18 protein-coding genes are annotated in these 18835 nt (G+C 63.5%); 10 read left to right on the forward strand and 8 right to left on the reverse strand.

The genetic code is table 11. The features are described 5' to 3' along the window. The first annotated feature begins 84 nt into the window (after nucleotides 1–84). The 6 genes from AC54AF_RS18455 to AC54AF_RS18480 all read left to right on the forward strand — a co-directional run bounded on the left by AC54AF_RS18455 (nucleotide 85) and on the right by AC54AF_RS18480 (nucleotide 4974). Entirely contained in the window at nucleotides 85–1245 is a 1161-nt protein-coding gene (locus AC54AF_RS18455; RefSeq protein WP_035820702.1) for an ATP phosphoribosyltransferase regulatory subunit, read from the forward strand. Nucleotides 1246–1248: 3 nt separating this feature from the next. Then, entirely contained in the window at nucleotides 1249–2562 is a 1314-nt protein-coding gene (locus AC54AF_RS18460) for an adenylosuccinate synthase (RefSeq protein WP_096236844.1), read from the forward strand. Between the two features lie 66 nt (nucleotides 2563–2628). Beyond that, nucleotides 2629–3174 carry a phosphoribosyltransferase gene (locus AC54AF_RS18465; protein WP_034752020.1) on the forward strand — a complete coding sequence of 182 codons (546 nt, stop codon included), beginning with the start codon at nucleotides 2629–2631 and terminating at the stop codon, nucleotides 3172–3174. 65 nt (nucleotides 3175–3239) lie between these two features. Further along, nucleotides 3240–3749, forward strand: a complete 510-nt coding sequence (locus AC54AF_RS18470; RefSeq protein ID WP_496637695.1) for a GNAT family N-acetyltransferase — start codon at nucleotides 3240–3242, stop codon at nucleotides 3747–3749. Then, nucleotides 3746–4672: a WD40 repeat domain-containing protein gene (locus tag AC54AF_RS18475; protein ID WP_496637696.1), complete on the forward strand. Its 927-nt coding sequence runs from the start codon at nucleotides 3746–3748 to the stop codon at nucleotides 4670–4672. The genes AC54AF_RS18470 and AC54AF_RS18475 overlap by 4 nt, the downstream gene beginning before the upstream one ends. Continuing rightward, complete coding sequence (locus AC54AF_RS18480; protein ID WP_496637697.1) at nucleotides 4669–4974, forward strand: NIPSNAP family protein; 306 nt, start codon at nucleotides 4669–4671, stop codon at nucleotides 4972–4974. The genes AC54AF_RS18475 and AC54AF_RS18480 overlap by 4 nt, the downstream gene beginning before the upstream one ends. 354 nt (nucleotides 4975–5328) lie before the next feature. Here AC54AF_RS18480 and AC54AF_RS18485 read toward each other — a convergent pair whose 3' ends face one another. The 4 genes from AC54AF_RS18485 to AC54AF_RS18500 form a co-directional block, all read right to left on the reverse strand. Next, nucleotides 5329–6756: a Dyp-type peroxidase gene (locus tag AC54AF_RS18485; protein ID WP_496637698.1), complete on the reverse strand. Its 1428-nt coding sequence runs from the start codon at nucleotides 6754–6756 to the stop codon at nucleotides 5329–5331. Between the two features lie 74 nt (nucleotides 6757–6830). Further along, nucleotides 6831–7289: a hypothetical protein gene (locus tag AC54AF_RS18490; RefSeq protein ID WP_496637699.1), complete on the reverse strand. Its 459-nt coding sequence runs from the start codon at nucleotides 7287–7289 to the stop codon at nucleotides 6831–6833. A 324-nt stretch (nucleotides 7290–7613) separates the two neighbouring features. Beyond that, entirely contained in the window at nucleotides 7614–8363 is a 750-nt protein-coding gene (locus AC54AF_RS18495; protein ID WP_496637700.1) for a hypothetical protein, read from the reverse strand. A gap of 3 nt (nucleotides 8364–8366) precedes the next feature. Then, a complete protein-coding gene (locus AC54AF_RS18500; protein ID WP_496637701.1) occupies nucleotides 8367–9428 on the reverse strand; it encodes an AI-2E family transporter in 1062 nt (353 codons plus the stop codon). Nucleotides 9429–9631: 203 nt separating this feature from the next. On the opposite strand from AC54AF_RS18500, the gene AC54AF_RS18505 reads away from it, so the two are divergent. Beyond that, nucleotides 9632–10258, forward strand: a complete 627-nt coding sequence (locus tag AC54AF_RS18505) for a flavin reductase family protein (protein ID WP_496637702.1) — start codon at nucleotides 9632–9634, stop codon at nucleotides 10256–10258. A gap of 29 nt (nucleotides 10259–10287) precedes the next feature. Here the strand turns inward: AC54AF_RS18505 and AC54AF_RS18510 are convergent, their stop codons facing one another. Together AC54AF_RS18510 and AC54AF_RS18515 are read right to left on the reverse strand one after the other, a co-directional pair. Beyond that, the gene (locus AC54AF_RS18510; RefSeq protein ID WP_496637703.1) at nucleotides 10288–11622 is read right to left on the reverse strand and encodes an MFS transporter; all 1335 of its coding nucleotides are present in this window, start codon (nucleotides 11620–11622) and stop codon (nucleotides 10288–10290) included. Between the two features lie 34 nt (nucleotides 11623–11656). Further along, nucleotides 11657–12472, reverse strand: a complete 816-nt coding sequence (locus AC54AF_RS18515) for a substrate-binding domain-containing protein (RefSeq protein ID WP_496637704.1) — start codon at nucleotides 12470–12472, stop codon at nucleotides 11657–11659. A 245-nt stretch (nucleotides 12473–12717) separates the two neighbouring features. On the opposite strand from AC54AF_RS18515, the gene AC54AF_RS18520 reads away from it, so the two are divergent. Further along, nucleotides 12718–13632: a LysR family transcriptional regulator gene (locus AC54AF_RS18520; protein ID WP_496637705.1), complete on the forward strand. Its 915-nt coding sequence runs from the start codon at nucleotides 12718–12720 to the stop codon at nucleotides 13630–13632. Between the two features lie 32 nt (nucleotides 13633–13664). Here the strand turns inward: AC54AF_RS18520 and AC54AF_RS18525 are convergent, their stop codons facing one another. Continuing rightward, nucleotides 13665–14507, reverse strand: a complete 843-nt coding sequence (locus AC54AF_RS18525) for a DUF6597 domain-containing transcriptional factor (RefSeq protein ID WP_496637706.1) — start codon at nucleotides 14505–14507, stop codon at nucleotides 13665–13667. Nucleotides 14508–14563: 56 nt separating this feature from the next. Here AC54AF_RS18525 and AC54AF_RS18530 point away from each other — a divergent pair, with 56 nt between their 5' ends. Continuing rightward, entirely contained in the window at nucleotides 14564–15058 is a 495-nt protein-coding gene (locus tag AC54AF_RS18530; protein WP_496637707.1) for a DUF3224 domain-containing protein, read from the forward strand. Nucleotides 15059–15242: 184 nt separating this feature from the next. On the opposite strand, the gene uvrB is transcribed toward AC54AF_RS18530, so the two are convergent. Beyond that, on the reverse strand, nucleotides 15243–17330 hold the full coding sequence (uvrB, locus tag AC54AF_RS18535) for an excinuclease ABC subunit UvrB (protein WP_496637708.1): 2088 nt from the start codon (nucleotides 17328–17330) through the stop codon (nucleotides 15243–15245). 112 nt (nucleotides 17331–17442) lie between these two features. On the opposite strand from uvrB, the gene AC54AF_RS18540 reads away from it, so the two are divergent. After that, the gene (locus AC54AF_RS18540; RefSeq protein WP_496637709.1) at nucleotides 17443–18657 is read left to right on the forward strand and encodes an amino acid aminotransferase; all 1215 of its coding nucleotides are present in this window, start codon (nucleotides 17443–17445) and stop codon (nucleotides 18655–18657) included. Nucleotides 18658–18835: the final 178 nt, after the last annotated feature.

Here is an 18835-nt window from a genome sequence, read left to right on the forward strand (position 1 = left end):
ATCAGGTTCGGCCTCTTGCCTGGCGCGCCCGCCGCTGCCTCGCATGATGCATTTTTTCAACTTTCTTCCGTATCTCGCTCCCCCATGCCGAATTGGCTTTTGCCCGAAAATATTGCCGATGTTCTGCCGTCGGAAGCGCGCAAGATCGAAGAGCTGCGCCGCCTCATGCTGGATAATTTCCGTCTGTACGGATATGAACTGGTGATGCCGCCGCTGCTCGAGTATCTGGAATCGCTGATGACTGGCGCTGGCAAGGATACCGACCTGCGCACGTTCAAACTGGTCGACCAGTTGTCGGGCCGCATGCTCGGCCTGCGTGCCGACATGACGACGCAAGTGGCGCGCATCGACGCGCACCTGCTCAACCGTGCCACCGTCACCCGCCTGTGCTACGCCGGCAGTGTGCTGCATACCCGTCCGTCGGGTCTGCACGCCACCCGCGAGCCGCTGCAGATCGGCGCCGAAATCTATGGCCACGCCGGCCTGGAAGCCGATGCCGAGATACAGGAACTGGCGCTCGCTTCGCTGGCATTGGCCGGTTTCGACTCTGTCCGCCTGGATTTGTCGCACGTCGGCCTGTTGCGCGCTATCATTGCGCAAGACGCCGCAGCGGTGCGCGACGAGGCTGCGCTGTACACCTTGCTGCGCGCGAAAGATGCGCCGGGCCTGCGTGCCCTGACCGCATCCTACGATGCCGTGACGCGCGACGCGCTCCTGGCCTTGCCGAACCTGTATGGCGACATCGACGTGCTGGCGCGTGCGCGCGAAGTGCTGCCGCCGCTGCCTGGCGTGCTCAAGGCGCTGGCCGAACTGGCCGCGCTGGCCGGGTCCGCCCTGGGTCGCGCCGAAGTGGCGATCGACCTGGCCGACCTGCGCGGCTACCAATATGAAAGCGGCGCGATGTTTGCGCTGTATGTACCTGGCTTGCCGAACGCGGTTGCGCGCGGCGGCCGTTATGACCACGTCGGCGAAGCGTTCGGCCGGGCTCGTCCCGCGACCGGCTTCTCGCTCGATTTGCGCGAACTGGCGCGCCTGTTGCCGACCGCGGAACGGAAGCATTCGATCCGCGCGCCGTGGGGCAGCGCGCCAGAATTGAAGGAAAAAATCGCCGAGTTGCGCAAGGCGGGCGAGGTCGTGATCCAGAGTATGCCGGGTCACAGTAATGAACAAGACGAGTTCGAGTGCGATCGCGTGCTGGTACTTGCCGATAATGGTAGTAGCTGGATTCTTAAAAACTTAGGTTGAGTGATGTCAAAGAAAATTATGGCAAAGAACGTTGTTGTCATCGGCACCCAATGGGGCGATGAAGGTAAAGGCAAGATCGTCGATTGGTTGACTGATCACGCCCAGGGCGTGGTGCGCTTCCAGGGCGGCCACAATGCAGGCCACACGCTGGTCATCGGCGGCGTCAAAACCGCGCTGCAGCTGATCCCGTCGGGCATCATGCGTCCAGGCGTCGCCTGCTACATCGGTAACGGCGTGGTCGTTTCCGTGCCTGACGTGCTGCGCGAAATCGACAAGCTCGAAGCCGTCGGCGTCGAAGTCGCCTCGCGCCTGAAAGTGTCGGACGCTGCGCCCGTGATTCTGCCTTACCACACCGCGATCGACCTGGCGCGTGAAGTCAAGCGTGGCGATGCGAAGATCGGTACCACCGGCAAGGGCATCGGCCCGGCCTATGAAGACAAGGTGGCGCGCCGCGCAATCCGTATCGCCGATCTGCTGAACGAGAAGCGCTTCGCCGAAAAGCTGGCCGAGAACCTCGATTACCATAACTTCGTGCTGGAAAACTACCTGAAGGCGCCGAAAGTCGACTATCAGAAGACCCTCGACGACGCGCTGGCCTATGTGCCGCGTCTGCGTCCTATGGTCACCGACGTGTCGAGCGCGCTGTACAAGGCGCACAAGGCCGGCGCCAACCTGCTGTTCGAAGGCGCGCAGGGTTCCCTGCTCGACGTCGACCACGGCACCTATCCGTTCGTCACCTCGTCGAACTGCGTGGCCGGCAATGCCGCCGCCGGTTCGGGCGTGGGCCCAGGCATGCTGCACTACATCATGGGCATCACCAAGGCCTATACGACGCGCGTCGGTTCCGGCCCGTTCCCTTCGGAACTGCCAACGGATGCGGGCGTTGGCCACCACCTGGCGCAAGTCGGCCATGAATTCGGCACCGTGACGGGCCGTGCCCGCCGCTGCGGCTGGTTCGACGCCGCCTTGCTGCGCCGCTCCGTGCAGATCAACGGCGTGACGGGCATGTGCCTGACCAAGCTGGACGTGCTGGACGGTATCGAAACCTTGAAACTGTGCACCGGCTACACCATCGACGGCGTGGCCACGGACATCTTCCCATCGGGCGCTGAAGAAGCCGCCCGTTGCGTGCCAGTGTACGAAGAAATGCCAGGCTGGACGGAAAGCACGGTCGGCGCGAAATCGCTGGCGGCCTTGCCGGCAACGGCGCGCGCTTACATCAAGCGCATCGAAGAACTGGTCGGCGTGCCGGTGGACATGGTTTCGACCGGTCCGGATCGTGAAGAAACGATCGTGCTGCGCCACCCATTCGAGTAAGCTGCTGGACACAATCCGCCGCAAGGCGGATTTTTTTAATCACGCTAATAATAAGATTCCACTATCATGACTACCCCACAATCGAACGATCAACATCTCTGGGTCAACTGGGAAGAATACCACCGCCTGATCGAGCGCCTGGCGCTCAAGGTCTACGAATCGGGCTGGAAATTCGACCAGGTACTGTGCCTGGCGCGCGGCGGCGTGCGTCCAGGCGACGTGTTCTCGCGCATTTTTGATTTGCCGTTGGCCATCCTGTCGACCAGCTCCTACCGCGAAGACGCGGGCACGGTGCGCGGCGACCTCGATATCGCCAAGTACATGACCATGACCAAGGGCCCGCTGGCCGGACGCATCCTGCTGGTCGACGACCTGGCCGATTCCGGCGTTACCCTGGACAAGGTCACGCGTCACCTGAAGGAAAACTTCCCTGACGTGACCGAAGTCAAATCGGCCGTGATCTGGCTGAAAGGCTGCTCCGTCGTGCGTCCTGACTACTTCCTCGACGAACTGCCGCACAACCCGTGGATCCATCAGCCGTTCGAAGACTATGACGGCTTGCGTCCGCACCAACTGGCGGCGTGGATCAAGAAGGGCGAAGCAGGCAAGTAATCGCGTGCGCTCTTGCAAAAAAAAGACGATCGTGTATCGTCTTTTTTTTCGTCCAAGGAAATGCGATGACCATACTGACGACGGCGCGTCTGCGCCTGGAACCGATCACCGAGAATCACTACGAGCGCATGCGCACCCTCAACACCGATCCCGAGGTGATGACGTATCTGAACGCGGGCCAGCCGGAGACGGAAGAAAATACACGCGCCGCCGTCACGCGCATCACGGGCCGCTGGGCCGAGTGGGGCTATTCGTGGTGGGCGCTGATCCGCCTCGACGATGGCGAGATGGTGGGCATGGCTTGCCTGCAGCATCTCGATGGAGACAAGAATAAACCGCATGAAATCGGCTGGCGCCTGGCGCGTACAGGCTGGGGCCAGGGCTATGCCAGCGAAGCGGCTGCCGCCATCGTCGCGCACGCGTTCGACGTCGTCGGCGCGCCAGCCGTGGTGGCCGTGGCCCATCCCGACAACGCCGCCTCGATCAAGGTCATGACGCGCCTGGGCATGCAGTACGCGGGCATGGAGCGCCATTACGATATCGACAGCGTCGTGTACCGGCTGGCGCGCCCATGACGGCAAGGCCGAAGCCCCTGAAACTGGGCTGCAGCTACGGCGTGCGCTTTTCACCGGATGGCACGCGCCTGGCCGTGCTGGGGCGCGACCTGGTGCTGTGGGACGTGGCGGCGCGGCAGAAACTGTGGCGCGGCAAATTCATCGCGCATGCTTCCAGCATGGCGTTTTCGCCCGACGGCGGCCGGATCGCCATCAAGAGCACGACGGTCCAGCTGGCCGTGGTGGATGCGCAGGCGGGCCAGTTGCTGCTGAACTTGCAGAACAAGAAGGATGGCGAAGGCTGCGGTCCCGCATGGTCGCCGTGCGGCCGCTATCTGGCCGACGGCGGCTGGGATGGCCGTCTGCGGATGCGCGACGCGCAAACGGGCGAGACGCTTTTCACGCAGGCGCATGCGGGCGAAATGCTGCGGGGAGTCTGCGCCATCGACGGCGGGCGGCGTTTGCTGCTCCAGCATGGCGTCAAATCGGTGGACGAGGGACAGGTGCAGCCGCCCGACTACTGCAGCGTGTGGGACTGGCCCTTGCAAGACGGCGGCGGGCGCATGGTGCTGTCGCTGCCAGGCATGATGTCGTGCGCGCCATCGCCGGACGGCGAGTCCCTGGCCGTGCTGCACCATGCGGGCGGCGCGCAGTATCTGTCCGTGTACGCGCTGGCCGACGGCAGTTGTCTGGCCAGGGTGCCCGTGGAGGCGGGCGGCGGCACGGGCGACGCCTTGCGCTGGCTGCCCGACGGCAGCGCGCTGGGGCGCATCGGCAAGGGCAAGCTGCTGTTTTACGGCTGGCCCGGGCTCGGCGTGCTGGCGCAGAAAGATTTTATGTATCCCTGCGCGCTGGACTTTTTGCCTGGTTCTCCGCAGGCCGCCATCGGTTCCTGGGAAGCGGGCATGCTGATGGATTTGAACCTTCACAAGGAAACCGCATGATTACCTGTTATTTGCGCTACATCATCGACCCGTACAAACTGCGGGAATTCGAAGCCTACGGCAAGCTGTGGATACCGCTGGTCGAACGCTTCGGCGGCCAGCACCACGGCTACTTTTTACCGTCCGAAGGCGCCAGCAACGTCGCGCTGGCCATGTTCTCGTTTCCCAGCCTGGCCCTGTACGAGCAGTACCGCATCGACTCTATGCAGGATGCCGACTGCCAGGCCGCCTTCCGCTATGCCGAGGAGACGCGCTGCATCGTCAGCTACGAGCGCAGCTTTTTCCGGCCCGTGTTTGGCTGAATCGCCTCAATCGCGCTGCGGGAATCGGCTGCGTGCAATCCGCATGGAACAGCGAGGGGGCGGCGGCGCAGTCGGCCAGGCTGAAGCGTTCGCCGGCGGCCCGCGTCTTGCCGCCAGACGGGCTTCCAGCCACGCGCACGCGAGGTCCCGCTTTTCGGCGACGTTGCGCTCCTCGTCCACCAGCAGCGGAAATCTGCGTGCACGAGGAAAAGGGGTGGCCGTAAAGTATCAGCGAGACGCTGGGATCTCCTGTGCAAGGTTGGCAACACACGCGTGCTGCAACGATGGTGCAATGACAGGATCAATGCAAGCGGTCCGGGCCGTTCCCGCTTGCATCCGTGTCCCGCCCGCCGCTTAGCCGAGGTTCGCCAGGTAGCGCAATCCCGTGATGCTGGGGAAGAAGCAATACACGCCGCCACGCGTGATGACGCTGCGTGAAAAATGCTGCAGTTGGGTATTGCCGCTGCCCTTGGGGCCCACGCCGGGCAAGGTGAAGGAACTGACGGCCGGGTCGTTGACACCCAGGAACACGTCCTGGCCGCTGATGTTGAGCGTGGCATTGCCCGCCTCTGGACCGGCCGGACCGACGGCCGATTTGACGAAAGCATCATCATTGTTCCACTGCTTCATCAGGAATTCGAACTGATTGCGCAGGCTGGCATTGATGAAATAGCCGACCAGGCCGCGCTGCTCTGCGATGGGGGCGGCCGGATCATATTCGCTACCGTAGGGCATGGCGCGCCGCACGATGCGGTGGTGGCGGGCGGAGGCGCCCACGACGGCTTCGTCGCGCGGATTGTTACGGCGGATATGCGAACCGATCGGGCATTTCAGGCCCAGCGTGTCGTCCAGTTCCGGTTGCCCATCGACATAGTGAAAGCGGTTCAGGCTGGCGTCCGGCAGCACGGGGCCGGCCTCGTCCGGCCTGAGCACGAGCGGATTGCCGTTGCGCCAGCGCCCGCACATCTTGGCGGCCACCATTTCGGTGCTGAGCCCGGAACTGGCCGCGCCCTGGCTCAGGATGCTGTCGAACAGGGGCACGTCCTGCTCCAAGATGCGGAAGGCGGCATAGCTGCCATTGGTGGACAGTTGCGGCGGCTGCACCTGGTAGGTGCCGCCGTTCTCATTCTGATAGCCGAGCAGGAATTCCCCCGTCATGACGCTGTTGAGCGGATCAGGGTCGTGCTCGTGCTTGCGCTGCGGGGCGCCATCGACATCCGGCTGGGCGATGCTGTCGCGGTAGCCGAAATGCACGCGGTTGCCTGGCAGGGCCACGCCGTCGTGCGCATACAGTTCACGCCAGCCGGCGGCAAAGGCGTGGCGTAGTGTAGCCGAGGTCGCCTCCAGCACCTCCGTCGATTCGCTGACCCACAGGCTTAACAACGCATGCACCTGGCCACGCTGGGTAGCCGGCCCCAGGTTGCCGAGCCAGTGTTCGGGGGCGCTGTCGCCCACGTCGCCCACGGCCGCGACGCTGGCCGGGTCGGCGGCACCCCGTTGAAATGCCTGGTCAAAGGTGGCAAGGTCGGTCGCGGCAACGCCCAGCGCCGACAGGCCGGGAGCGGTAAAGCTGAGGTTCAGGAAGCAGGGCGGCTTGGGGCGGATATGGCGCGCGGTGGTAATGGATGGCAAGCCGTCGCTGCCGTCGAGCAGGGACGCGATGGTGCGCCGTGCCTGCGCCGCATCCGTGATGCTGAAGATGAAATGGCGCGCCAGGTTGACGCGGTAGCCGCGCAGGATCGTGCCTTGCACGTCGTCGTAATCGATGGTGGGATCGGCCATGCTGTCTCCGGGGGCTGGGGTGGTGGCTGGCAGGGTGGCGGGGCCGCTTGCGCAGCCCCGGCGTGGTGTTCGGTTCAGACCGAGGCGAGGATTTTCTGGACGGTCTGCGGATAGGCGCTATACAGGCCTGTATTGGGCACGTGCTGCGCGGCGTCGTTGGCCGTGATGAAGGCTTCAAATGCGGTCACGTGCTTGGCAACGGGCATCAACGCCTTGCCACCCACGACAAACTGCAGCAGTGCGTCGAATGCGTCGCCCAGCCGGTCCACGAAATCTTCGATGTAGTCGTTGAAGCTGCCGTCATACTCGGTGATCACGCCGATGATCAGGGTATCGGAAGGGCCCAGCGATTGAAGGTTGGGCAGCAGATTGGGCTGGGAGCGGTCCAGCAGGGTGAAGCGGGCAAAGTGCACGGTGCCGATCTCGGTGAGGGCGGCATTGATCTTCGTCTGGTATTCCACCAATGTTGCGGCGATGGCGGTCGGATTGGTGCCGGGTAATACCGGCATCATTAAGCACAGTGGATTTGCCATGGGAAGCTCCTCGTTACGTGGTTGTCGGGAGGACCGACACTACGCCGCGGCGCCCGCCGCGTCAAAAACTATATTTTTCAATTCGTTGCTAAATATATACTATTGCAACGTGATAGTTGATATGAAATGCGGTCTCATGTGGATAGTTGCCAAGGCCGACCGGCGCAGGCGGACACTCTGCCGCCAGGCTGTTCCGGCCTGTTTCGGAAAGCGCAAGTGGCGCCGCCGGCAGGCCGGGTTTTGACGGTGTTGTTTCTGCAGGATGACACGGTGCCCCCTCCGAATGCCAGGCTGCCATTCGCCGTTATACAGCAGCACCCGCTGTTAAAACCGGATGGGACAAGGCGCCGCAGTCCCTTCGCCGAAACCGGCATAGCCGGATCGCGCGCTGAGGTTCAAGGTCATGTTGCCTTTGTCCGGCATATAGATGCAGTATTCACCGGTCGCCGTGATGACGCGGTAGATGCGCTTGGGGTCGTTTGGCGCACTCCACAGTTCGATGCGGGCCGCTTCGAACCACTTCGGTTTGACAGCCGCATGCGCTTGCGCGAAACCCTTTGCCAGGCGCGTCTGCGGCGTGTCGGGCGGCGCCACGAACTCCTGCGGATGCTCGGCGCGCAGCTGGCGGTCGATGGCGCCGGCTGCCTGCAGCGCCTGTTGCGCCAGAGTGAGGGGGGCGGCCCTGGGGGCGGCAGGCACCGGTTCTGCCGGCAGGGCATCGTCTTGCGGCTGGTCCTGCACCGGTGCCGTCGCCTCCTTCGGTGGCGACACGCTTGCCGCGCTCGATGGAAGGGCTGGCGGACGTGCCGGCGCCGGAACTGGCGTGGCGGGTGGAATGACCTCTGTTGCTGGCGGCAGTGGCGGCATCAGCTGCAGCCAGACCCGGTCATCGTGGCCGATTCTTGTGTGTGCGGGCCGCGTGGCTACCCAGAACAGCGCCAGGTGCAGCAGGATAATCGCGGCGATGTACCGGCCATGGGGACGCTGGCCGAGAGAAAAATCATGTTCCTGTATTTCAAGCTTCTGTATTGCAAGGTTGATACGCGTCGGCTCCCCGGCTGCCCAGGCCGCCACGCCTCAATCCTCGGCCTGGAATTCGCTTGCAGAGACGAACAGGTCCCACGAGGCGATGAACAGGGCCGCCACCACGGGGCCGATGACGAAGCCGTTCAGGCCGAACAGGGCCATGCCGCCCACGGTCGACAGCAGCACCACGTAGTCGGGCATCTTGGTGTCCTTGCCCACCAGGATGGGGCGCAGCACGTTGTCGACCAGGCCGATGACGAAGACGCCGAAGGCGGCCAGGCCTGCGCCTTGCCAGATGGCGCCCGTGGCCAGGAAGTAGACGGCCACGGGTGCCCAGACGAGGGCGGCGCCGACGGCAGGCAGCAGCGACAGGAAGGCCATCAGCACTGCCCACAGCAGGGGCGCGGGTACGTCCAGGAACCAGAACGCCAGGCCGCCGAGGGCGCCCTGGGCGATCGCCACGAGGATATTGCCTTTTACCGTGGCGCGGATCACGGTGGTGAAATTGGTGAACAGGCGTTGCTTGTACTTGCGGCTCAGCGGCACGGCGCCCTTGATGCGGGCCGACAGGGCCGAGCCGTCGCGCATGAGGAAAAACAGCAGGTACAGCATGATGCACAGGCTGGTGAGGAATTCGAAGGTGTACAGGCCCACATTGATGGCTTTCACCGCCACCACCTGGCTCAGCTGCGTGGCGCCCTCGGCCAGTTTGTCCTGCAGGCTGGCCAGGCTGGACAAGTGGAAGCGGTCGAGCAAATTGATCAGCCATTGCGGCAGCACCGCCATGATTTTATTGAAGAACATGCCGACCGTGATTTCGCCCGAACGTACCATTTCCACGACGCTGGCCGCCTGGTTCACCAGCGACACGGAAATGAGCGACAGCGGCAGGATCACGATGACGATGATCAGCAGCAAGGTCAGCAGCGACGCCAGGCCGGCGCGGCCCTTCGTTTTCCCCAGCAGCCAGCGGTACACGGGCGCGAACAGGATCGCCAGGATGACGCCCCAGAAGATGGCGCCCGCATACGGCGCCAGTATCCAGCCAAAGCCGATGGTGACGATGCTCAGGAGGAGCAGGAACACTTTCTGGTGCAGCGTGAGTGTAAGCATGGGCGGTAGCGCAATGATCAGGGTTGAGTTGTGCCATCATAAGCGAGGCATGGTGTGGCGCGCCATACAATTGTCGCCTTGGTGGCCTGCGCGCGGGCGCACCTGGCGCCGGCGGGCCGGCAACGTGGTGGCAACAATTCCAGTAAGCTGTCACTTCAGGCGTTCCATCCCGGGCGCCTTTGACTTCGACTTCAGGAACGCGCGTGTCCGACAATATTCACTTTTATGAACCTGCACAGGGCCATGGCCTGCCGCATGATCCGTTCAACGCCATCGTGGGGCCGCGGCCCATCGGCTGGATCGCCTCGCGCAGCGGCGCAGGCGTGCTCAATCTGGCGCCCTACAGTTTTTTCAATGCGTTCAATTACACGCCGCCGCTGATCGGCTTTTCCAGCATCGGCCGCAAGGATACCTTGCGCAATATCGAACAGACGGGTGAATTCGTGTGGAACCTGGCAACGCGTCCGCTGGCCGGGGCGATGAATGCCAGCTGCGCGCCGGCGCCGCCCGAGGTCGACGAATTCGCACTGGCCGGCCTGACGCCGGCCGCCTCGCGCATCGTCAACGTGCCGCGCGTGGCCGAAAGCCCCGTGTCCTTCGAATGCCGGCGCACGCAGATCATCGAGCTGCAAGGCGTCAATGGCGACGGTGTCGGCAGCTGGCTGGTGCTGGGGGAAGTGGTGGGCGTGCATATCGCGCGCCACCTGCTGACCGATGGCGTGTACGACACGGCCGCCGCGGCGCCGATATTGCGCGGCGGCGGGCCGGCCGATTATTTCGAGATCGGGCCGGACAGCCTGTTCCACATGCGCCGGCCCGTCTGGCCATAGTTCCATCCCGCTGGCCAGGCGGGATTGGCTCACGCCGGGACCGGATGGCGTTCCCTGACGATGCCGCGATAGATCAGCCACGTCGCCAGCAGGCTGATGGCGCCGGCGCCCGCCATCCAGTAGCCTGGCGCCGCCTTGTCGCCGGTACTCTCGATCAGCAAGGTCGACACCAGCGGCGTCATGCCGCCGAACAGTGCGGTGGCCAGGCTGTAGGCCAGCGAAAAGCCCGTGGTCCTGACGCTGGCCGGGATGATTTCCGTCAGCGCGACGATGGTGGCCCCGTTGTAACTGCCGTAGAGGAAGGACAGCCACAACTCCACCATGAGCATGTGGTCGAAACTGGGATGGGCGACCAGCCAGGACAGGGCCGGATACGCCGTCAGCACCGTCAGCGCCGAGCACGCGGCCATGATCGGCCAGCGCCCGATCCGGTCGGACAGCGCGCCCATGGCGGGCAGCCAGAGGAAGTTCGACAGGCCGATGCACAGCGTGACGAGCAGGCTTTCCTCGGTGCTCAGCTTGAGCACGTTCTTGCCGAAGGTTGGCGTGTAGACGGTGATCAGGTAGAACGCGACCGTCGTCAGCACGATCAGCATCGTTCCGGCGGCGACCAGCGGCCAGTTGAGGGTGATCGTCCCCAGCATTTGCCGGAACGTCGGATGGGACTTGCGCGTCAGGTAGGCCTCGGTCTCCTGCAGCGAACGGCGGATGTAGAACACCACCGGAATGATGGAGCAGCCGATGAAGAACGGGATGCGCCAGCCCCAGTCCGCGATGAACTCCTTGCTCAAGGTCTCGTTGAGAAAGTAGCCCAGCGCGGCGGAAAAGATGATGGCGACTTGCTGGCTGGCCGATTGCCAGCTGACGTAATAGCCCTTGTTGCCGGGTGTCGCCATCTCGGACAGGTAGACCGACACGCCGCCCAGCTCCACGCCGGCGGAGAAACCTTGCAGCAAGCGCCCGATCAGCACGAGGAATGGCGCCAGCAAACCGATGGTGGCATAGCCGGGCACGAAGGCGATCAGCGCCGTGCCGGAAGCCATGATGGCCAAGGTGAGCACCAGGCCCTTGCGGCGGCCGATGCGGTCGATATAGCTGCCGAGGATGATGGCGCCCAGCGGCCGCATGAAAAAACCCGCGCCGAAGGTGGCGAATGTCATCATCAGGGCCGCGTATTCGCTGGTGGCGGGGAAGAATGCCTTGGCAATGTACGTGGCGTAAAAGCCGAACAGGAAAAAATCGTACATTTCGATGAAGTTTCCGCTCGTCACCCGGATGACGGTGGCGATGCGCGAGGGCGGGCGTACCTGTGCGCGCGGCGGCGCGGCCCGGGCGACGGGCGTGGCGGTGGAGGGAATGGCCATGGTTTACCTCTTGATGAAAGATGAATGACGCCGCCTAGTGCGTGACTGGCATTGACCCTGGCGCCGGCGCCGCTGCCGGTTCCAGTCCGGTCGCTTCGATCGCGCCGGCGTTGGCAGGGGCGGCGAGGAAGCGCAGCAGGGCGCGGCCCGCTTCCGGTTCCTTGCCGCCCGGGACCAGCGCCGCCGAAAACTGCGTCATCTTCTGCACTTCCGGCGGCAGCAGGCCGACGATGGCGATGCCTTCGACCGGCAGCAGCTCGCTGCGCTGCTGGCAGCCAAAATCGGCCTCGCCGTGCGCGATGATCTCGCCGACGGGGGTGGCGGGAATTTTTGCGGCCTTGCCTTGCATCTGTTCCGAGATGTGCAGTTTTTTCATCAGTTGCTTCTCGATGTATTCGCCGCTGGCGCTGTCCGAATAGGCCACCTTGTGCGCCTGCAGGAAGGCGCTGCGCAAGCCCTCGGTGGTGCTGATGTCGGGCTTGGCCGCGCCGCGCCGCACGGCGCAGGCAATCGGCGAATTGGCCAGGACCACCTTGCTGCCGGGGACCAGACGGCCTTCCTGCATCAGCTTGTCGAGCGCGTCGCCCACCATGATGACGACGTCGATCGGCTCGCCGCGTGCCAGGCGCGCCGGGATCGCATTTTTGGTGGTGCCCATCGACGGGCCCCATTCGGACAGCAGATGGTCGCCGCTGGCGCGCTCGTAGGCGGGCGCCAGGTTTTTGTAGGCCTGGGCGAAACCGCCCGAGCTGACCACGCGTATGTCGGCGGCATGGGCCGCGCCGGCGGCGAGCAGCATGAGACCGGCCAGTATGGGTGCGGATCGCCGCACCAGGCTATGTTGAAGCATCGTTGTTTCTCCTGTCGTTAAAGTTTGTGCATGAGGGCGCGCGTGGCGCTGCGCGATGTTGACGTTCGGATGGCATGAGGCGTAGCGGATCGCCAGGGTTTTGTGTTGTTGATGCCACTGCAGATGGCGGACATGGTGTCTCCGTTTTTTTTGAGTGATGCCTTCTTGGCGAGGCTCAGCATTAGGCCCCCATCATCGTTGAAATGGCATAATTTGATAATTGCAATTTTTCCAGGGATTAATGCATGCAGCGCATCAATTACGAACTTCATGATTTGCAGGCCTTTGTGGCCGTGGCGGAGCGCAACAGCTTTAGACAGGCCGCAGCCGACCTGTTCCTGTCGCAGCCGGCGCTCAGCCGCCGCATCGAAAAACTGGAAGAGGCGCTGGGCGTCAAGCTGTTCGAACGCACCACCCGGCGCGTGCAGCTGAGCAATGTCGGGCAGGTGTTTTTGGTGAACGTGCGCGATGCGCTCAACGGCCTGGAGGATGCCGTGCTGGGTGTCGCCGACCTGGCCGCGCACCGTACCGGGACGGTGACGTTCGCCTGCGTGCCTTCGGCCGTGTGGCACTTCCTGCCGGACGTGCTCAAGCGCTTCAGCGCGCAGTTTCCGAAAATCCGCGTGCGCGTGCATGATGAAAGCGCGCAGGACGTGCTCAACCTCGTGCTGGCGGGCGAGGCGGATTTCGGCATCAGCTTCACGGGCGCGGAAAATCCGGAGATCTATTTCCAGCCCATCTATGTCGAGAGCTACGTGCTGGCGATGCGGCACGATCACCGGCTGGCCAAGCGCAAGAAGCTGAACTGGAAGGATACCGTCGATGAACGCTATATCTCGGTGGCCAAGTCGAGCGGCAACCGCAGCGTGCTCGATGCGGCGCTGGCCGGCGTGGAAAAGCACCCGTGGATCTCGTGCGAGATCAACCACGTGTCAGGCATACTGGCGCTGGTGGAGTCGGGCTTGGGCGTGGCGGCGGTGCCCGGGTTGTCCATCTTGCCGGAGCTGCAAAGCACGGTGGTTGGCGTGCCGCTCGTCAATCCTGCCGTCAAGCGCACGTTGGGCTTGATCAGCCGCCATCAGCACGTGATGCCGCCCGCGTCACGCACCCTGTTCGATATGATGAGCGCGAGCATCGGCAAGCAGGGGCGGCGGGCATGAGCGCAGTGCGGTGAGTGTGCCGCAGCCCCGGGCTAGACGGCTGGCGCCAGCTGCGAGCGGCGATAGTCGAGCGGCGTATTGCCCACCAGTTCCGCAAAACTGCGGCTGAAATGGGCCTGGTCGAAGAAGCCCAGTTCATGCGCCAGGCTGGCCAGGTCGGGCGCATCGGGTTGTGCCAGGCGCCAGATCGCTTCCTGCAGGCGATAGCGCTGGATCACCCACTTCGGCGGCACGCCCACGTAGTTGGCGAACAGGCGCTGCAGCCGGCGTTCGCCGATGGCCATTTTTTCGCACAGCTGCGCCACGCTCGCCGGGCCGTTGTGGGCCGCCGCTGCGGCGGTCAGCCTGGCGGCCAGCAGGGCGCCGTCATCGATCTGCGGCAGCCTTGCCAGCAGCAGCGCCTGTGCCTGCGCCACCATGGCCAGATCGTCGGACTGGCCTAGCACACGCGCCTCGGCTTGCGCGGCCGGCATGCCCAGCAGGGTGTCGGCGGCGATGGTCGTGTCAGTGAACGATGAAAGTGGCTGCGTGATGAACGGGCGCAGGCCGCCCGGCGCGAAGCGCACGCCCAGCACCTTGCCGGCACCGGTCAACGGCCGGTCGAAGGCGCCGCGCACCACGCCATGGATGGCGGTGCGCCCAAGGTCGAATACGAGGTGGGCGTTCGGGTAGGGCAGCACGCGCTGCGTCTCCGGCGCGCAGCCCCGCCTGTCCCATTCGACCACCCAGAAATATTCGACGAACGGCGCCAGCGTAGCAGCCGGTGGATAGGTCGCCAGCCGTATGCGGCGCGCCGCAGCCAGCGGGTCGACGATACCTTTCGGCGCCAGCCCGCGCGCGGCGAGCACATTGCGCGCGTTGTCGGCTTTATCCAATATTTGTCTCCTGCGCGGCACTAGGATGGTGCTCTCGCATCGATTGAAAGGGAGTCATGAAATCACACAGCTTGTCTGGCCTGATGCTGGCCGCATGTTGTCTATCGGCGGCGCCAGCCGGCGCCGCCTCGTCTGCAGAGGGGGATCATCGCATGCATGTCCACGCTACGGGAAGTTTTAGCATCACCATGACGCCGTCCGCGGCGCCGCAGCGCGCGGGGCGCACAACCTTGGGCAAGGTACTGCTCGACAAAGTCTATGCCGGCGACCTGGTCGCCACGGCCACGGGCGAGATGCTCAACGCCGTCACCGACACCAAGGGCGCGGCCGGCTATGTCGCCATGGAAGCCATCACGGGCGTCCTGCAGGGCAGGCAAGGCAGCTTCGTGGCGCAGCACGCGGGCACGATGGCCGATGGCAAACAGCAGCTGTCCATCGAGATCGTGCCGCATTCCGGCACGGGGCAGTTGACGGGCATCAGCGGCACCCTGGCCATCCGCATCGTCAATGGACAGCATTTCTACGACATCGATTATTCGTTGCCGGAGTAGGGCAAACCCATGGGCAGCAATCCTGTACTCGCTGGTACGGTCAAGCCACAGCCCAGGACTTCGTGCCGAGCGGCTTTTCAAGGTCGGATTAGCGGCAAGGCCGCGTAATCCGACACCACCACCAGCGCCAACAATGTTGTCGGATTACGGCCCGCAGGGCCTAATCCGACGCATGGCGTGGTATTCATTTGCCCAGCATCGACGCCACATTGTCGGTGCCGGGCGCGCCGAACAGCTGCTGCTTGAGGATATGCAGCTGGTCGCGCACCTGCGCCGCTTTTTCGAACTCCAGGTTCTTGGCGTGGTCGAGCATCAGTTTTTCCAGGCGCTTGATTTCCTTGCTGACCTGTTTCTCGCTCATGGCTTCGAACTTGGCCGCTTCCTGCGCCACTTGCAAGGTTTCGCGCGCTTCCTGCGGACTGTAGACGCCGTCGATCATTTCGCGGATCGATTTTTTCACGCCGATCGGCACGATGTTGTTGGCCGTGTTGAAGGCGATCTGCTTGTTGCGGCGGCGTTCCGTCTCGTCGATGGCGCGGCGCATGGAGTCCGTGATGCGGTCGCCGTACAAAATCGCCGTGCCGTTCAGGTTACGCGCGGCGCGGCCGATGGTCTGGATCAGGCTGCGCTCGGAGCGCAAAAAGCCTTCCTTGTCCGCGTCGAGAATGGCAACCAGCGACACTTCCGGCAAGTCCAGACCCTCGCGCAGCAGGTTGATGCCCACCAGCACGTCGAAGGTGCCCAGGCGCAGGTCGCGCAGGATTTCCACGCGCTCCACCGTCTCGATATCGCTGTGCAGGTAGCGCACCTTGATGCCATGGTCGCCCAGGTATTCCGTCAATTGCTCCGACATGCGCTTGGTCAGGGTCGTTACCAGCACGCGCTCGTCCTTCTTGATGCGCTCGACGATTTCCGACATCAGGTCGTCCACCTGGCTGCTGGCCGGGCGCACGATGATCTGCGGGTCGACCAGGCCCGTGGGGCGCACGACCTGCTCGACCACCTGATCCGAATGCGTCTTTTCGTATTCGGCCGGCGTGGCCGAGACAAACACGGTCTGGCGCATCTTCTGCTCGAATTCCTCGAATTTCAAAGGGCGATTATCGAGCGCCGACGGCAGGCGGAAGCCATAGTCGACCAGGTTGGTCTTGCGCGAGCGGTCGCCGTTGTACATGGCGCTCAGCTGGCCCGTCAGCACGTGCGACTCGTCGAGGAACATCAGGGCATCGGGCGGCAGATAGTCGACCAGGGTCGGCGGCGGTTCGCCCGGCAGCGCGCCGGACAGGTGGCGCGAGTAGTTCTCGATGCCCTTGGTGAAACCGATTTCCGCCATCATTTCCAGGTCGAAGCGCGTGCGCTGTTCCAGCCGCTGTTCCTCGATCAGTTTGTTCTCCTTGCGGAAGAACTCGAGGCGCTCGCGCAACTCGTCCTTGATGGTCTCGACGGCGCGCAGCACGGTGGAGCGGGGCGTCACGTAGTGCGAGCCCGGGTACACGGTAAAGCGGGGGATCTTTTGCCGCACGCGGCCCGTCAGCGGGTCGAACAGCTGGATCGATTCGATCTCGTCGTCGAACATTTCCAGGCGCACGGCCAGTTCCGCATGCTCGGCGGGGAAGATGTCGATCGTGTCGCCGCGCACGCGGAAGGTGCCGCGGCCGAAATCGACCTCGTTGCGCGTGTACTGCATCTGGATCAGGCGCGCGATGACGTCGCGCTGGGCGACCCTGTCTTTGACGCGCAACGTCAGGATCATCTGGTGGTATTCGTTCGGATTGCCGATACCGTAGATGGCCGAGACGGTGGCGACGATGATGACGTCGCGCCGTTCCATCAGCGACTTGGTGCACGACAAACGCATCTGCTCGATATGTTCGTTGATCGACGAGTCCTTTTCGATGAACAGGTCGCGCTGCGGCACGTAGGCTTCAGGCTGGTAGTAATCGTAGTAGCTGACGAAGTATTCGACCGCGTTTTGCGGGAAAAAGTCGCGAAATTCGCTGTACAGCTGCGCCGCCAGGGTCTTGTTCGGCGCAAAGACGATGGCGGGCCGGCCCATGCGCGCGATGACGTTGGCCATGGTGTAGGTCTTGCCCGAACCGGTCACGCCCAGCAGGGTCTGGAAGGCCAGGCCATCGGCAATCCCCTCGGACAATTGGGCGATCGCCGCCGGCTGATCGCCGGCCGGAGGGAAGGGCTGGTGCAGCTTGAAGGGGGAATCCGGGAAAGAGATAATTGCGCTTTCCGCCTCGCTGGCGGTAGATAATTCGGGCATGTGAATCAGACCTTTGTTAGAATAGTGCTCTGCTGGCGGCCCTGGCGTTGTATTTTGGGGCGCTGTCTACAACTCCGCTGTGAACCTGCTTCCAATCGAATCCAATCTTATCATGACGAACCCAACTGTTTCTGCCAGTCTGTTTAGCGCCATCGAGATGGCCCCACGCGACCCGATCCTGGGCATCACCGAAGCATTTAACGCGGACCAGAATCCCGCCAAAATCAATCTGGGCGTTGGCGTCTATTATGACGACAACGGCAAGGTGCCTCTGTTAGCTTGCGTACGCAAGGCGGAAGCCATCCTGATCGAACAGGCTTCCCCACGCACCTATCTGCCGATCGAAGGCCTCGCTGCCTACGACAAGGCGGTGCAAGAACTCGTATTTGGCGCCGATAGCGCCGTTATTCAAGAGCGCCGCGCCGTCACCGTGCAAGCCATCGGCGGCACGGGCGCGCTGAAGATCGGCGCCGACTTCCTGCAGCGCTTCGCGCCGGGTGCGCAAGTCTACATCAGTGACCCGAGCTGGGAAAACCACCGCGCGCTGTTCGAAAGCGCCGGTTTCGTCGTGAATAACTACGCGTACTACGATGCCGCCACCCATGGCGTGAATTTCGACGGCATGCTGGCCAGCCTGAACGCCATGCCGGCCGGTTCCATCGTCGTGCTGCACGCCTGCTGCCATAACCCGACCGGCGCCGACCTGAGCGTGGCCCAGTGGGACCAGATCATCAGCGTGGTGACGTCGCGCGGCCTGGTGCCCTTCCTCGACATGGCCTATCAAGGCTTCGCCAACGGCATCGCCGAAGACGGCGCCGTGGTGCGCCGCTTCGCCGACGCGGGCGGCCCGCTGCTGGTATCGAACTCGTTCTCGAAATCGTTCTCGCTGTACGGCGAACGCGTGGGCGCCCTGAGTGTCGTCGCCTCGAGCGCCGATGAAGCGGCCCGTTTGCTGTCGCAATTGAAACGTGTCGTGCGCACCAACTACTCGAACCCGCCAGTACACGGCGGCAAGGTGGTCGCCACCGTCCTGGCCACGCCGGAACTGCGCCAGCTGTGGGAAGAGGAACTGACCGGCATGCGCGTGCGCATCCGCGAAATGCGCAACGCCTTCGTGGAAAAGCTGAAAGCCAAGGCGCCGGGCCACGACTTCGAATTCGTGCGCCAGCAAATCGGCATGTTCTCGTACTCGGGTCTGACCAAGGAGCAAGTGGCGTCCTTGCGCGAGCAGTCGATCTACGCCGTCGACACGGGCCGCATCTGCGTGGCAGCGTTGAATTCGCGCAATATCGACATCGTTATTGACGCGATCGCCAAAGTGCTTTAAGATCTTGCTTCTTCGGCGCCGCATGCAAGTGCGGCGCTGATGGCAGTAGAAGGTCGGCGATGGCCGTGTTTGTGTAGATGCAGTATCAGTCTTGCAAATATGGAACAGGCGACATATAATATTGCCTCTTTTCCCTGATAGCTCAGTTGGTAGAGCGACGGACTGTTAATCCGCAGGT

The sequence above is a fragment of the Janthinobacterium sp. JF4 genome, from assembly GCF_059617925.1.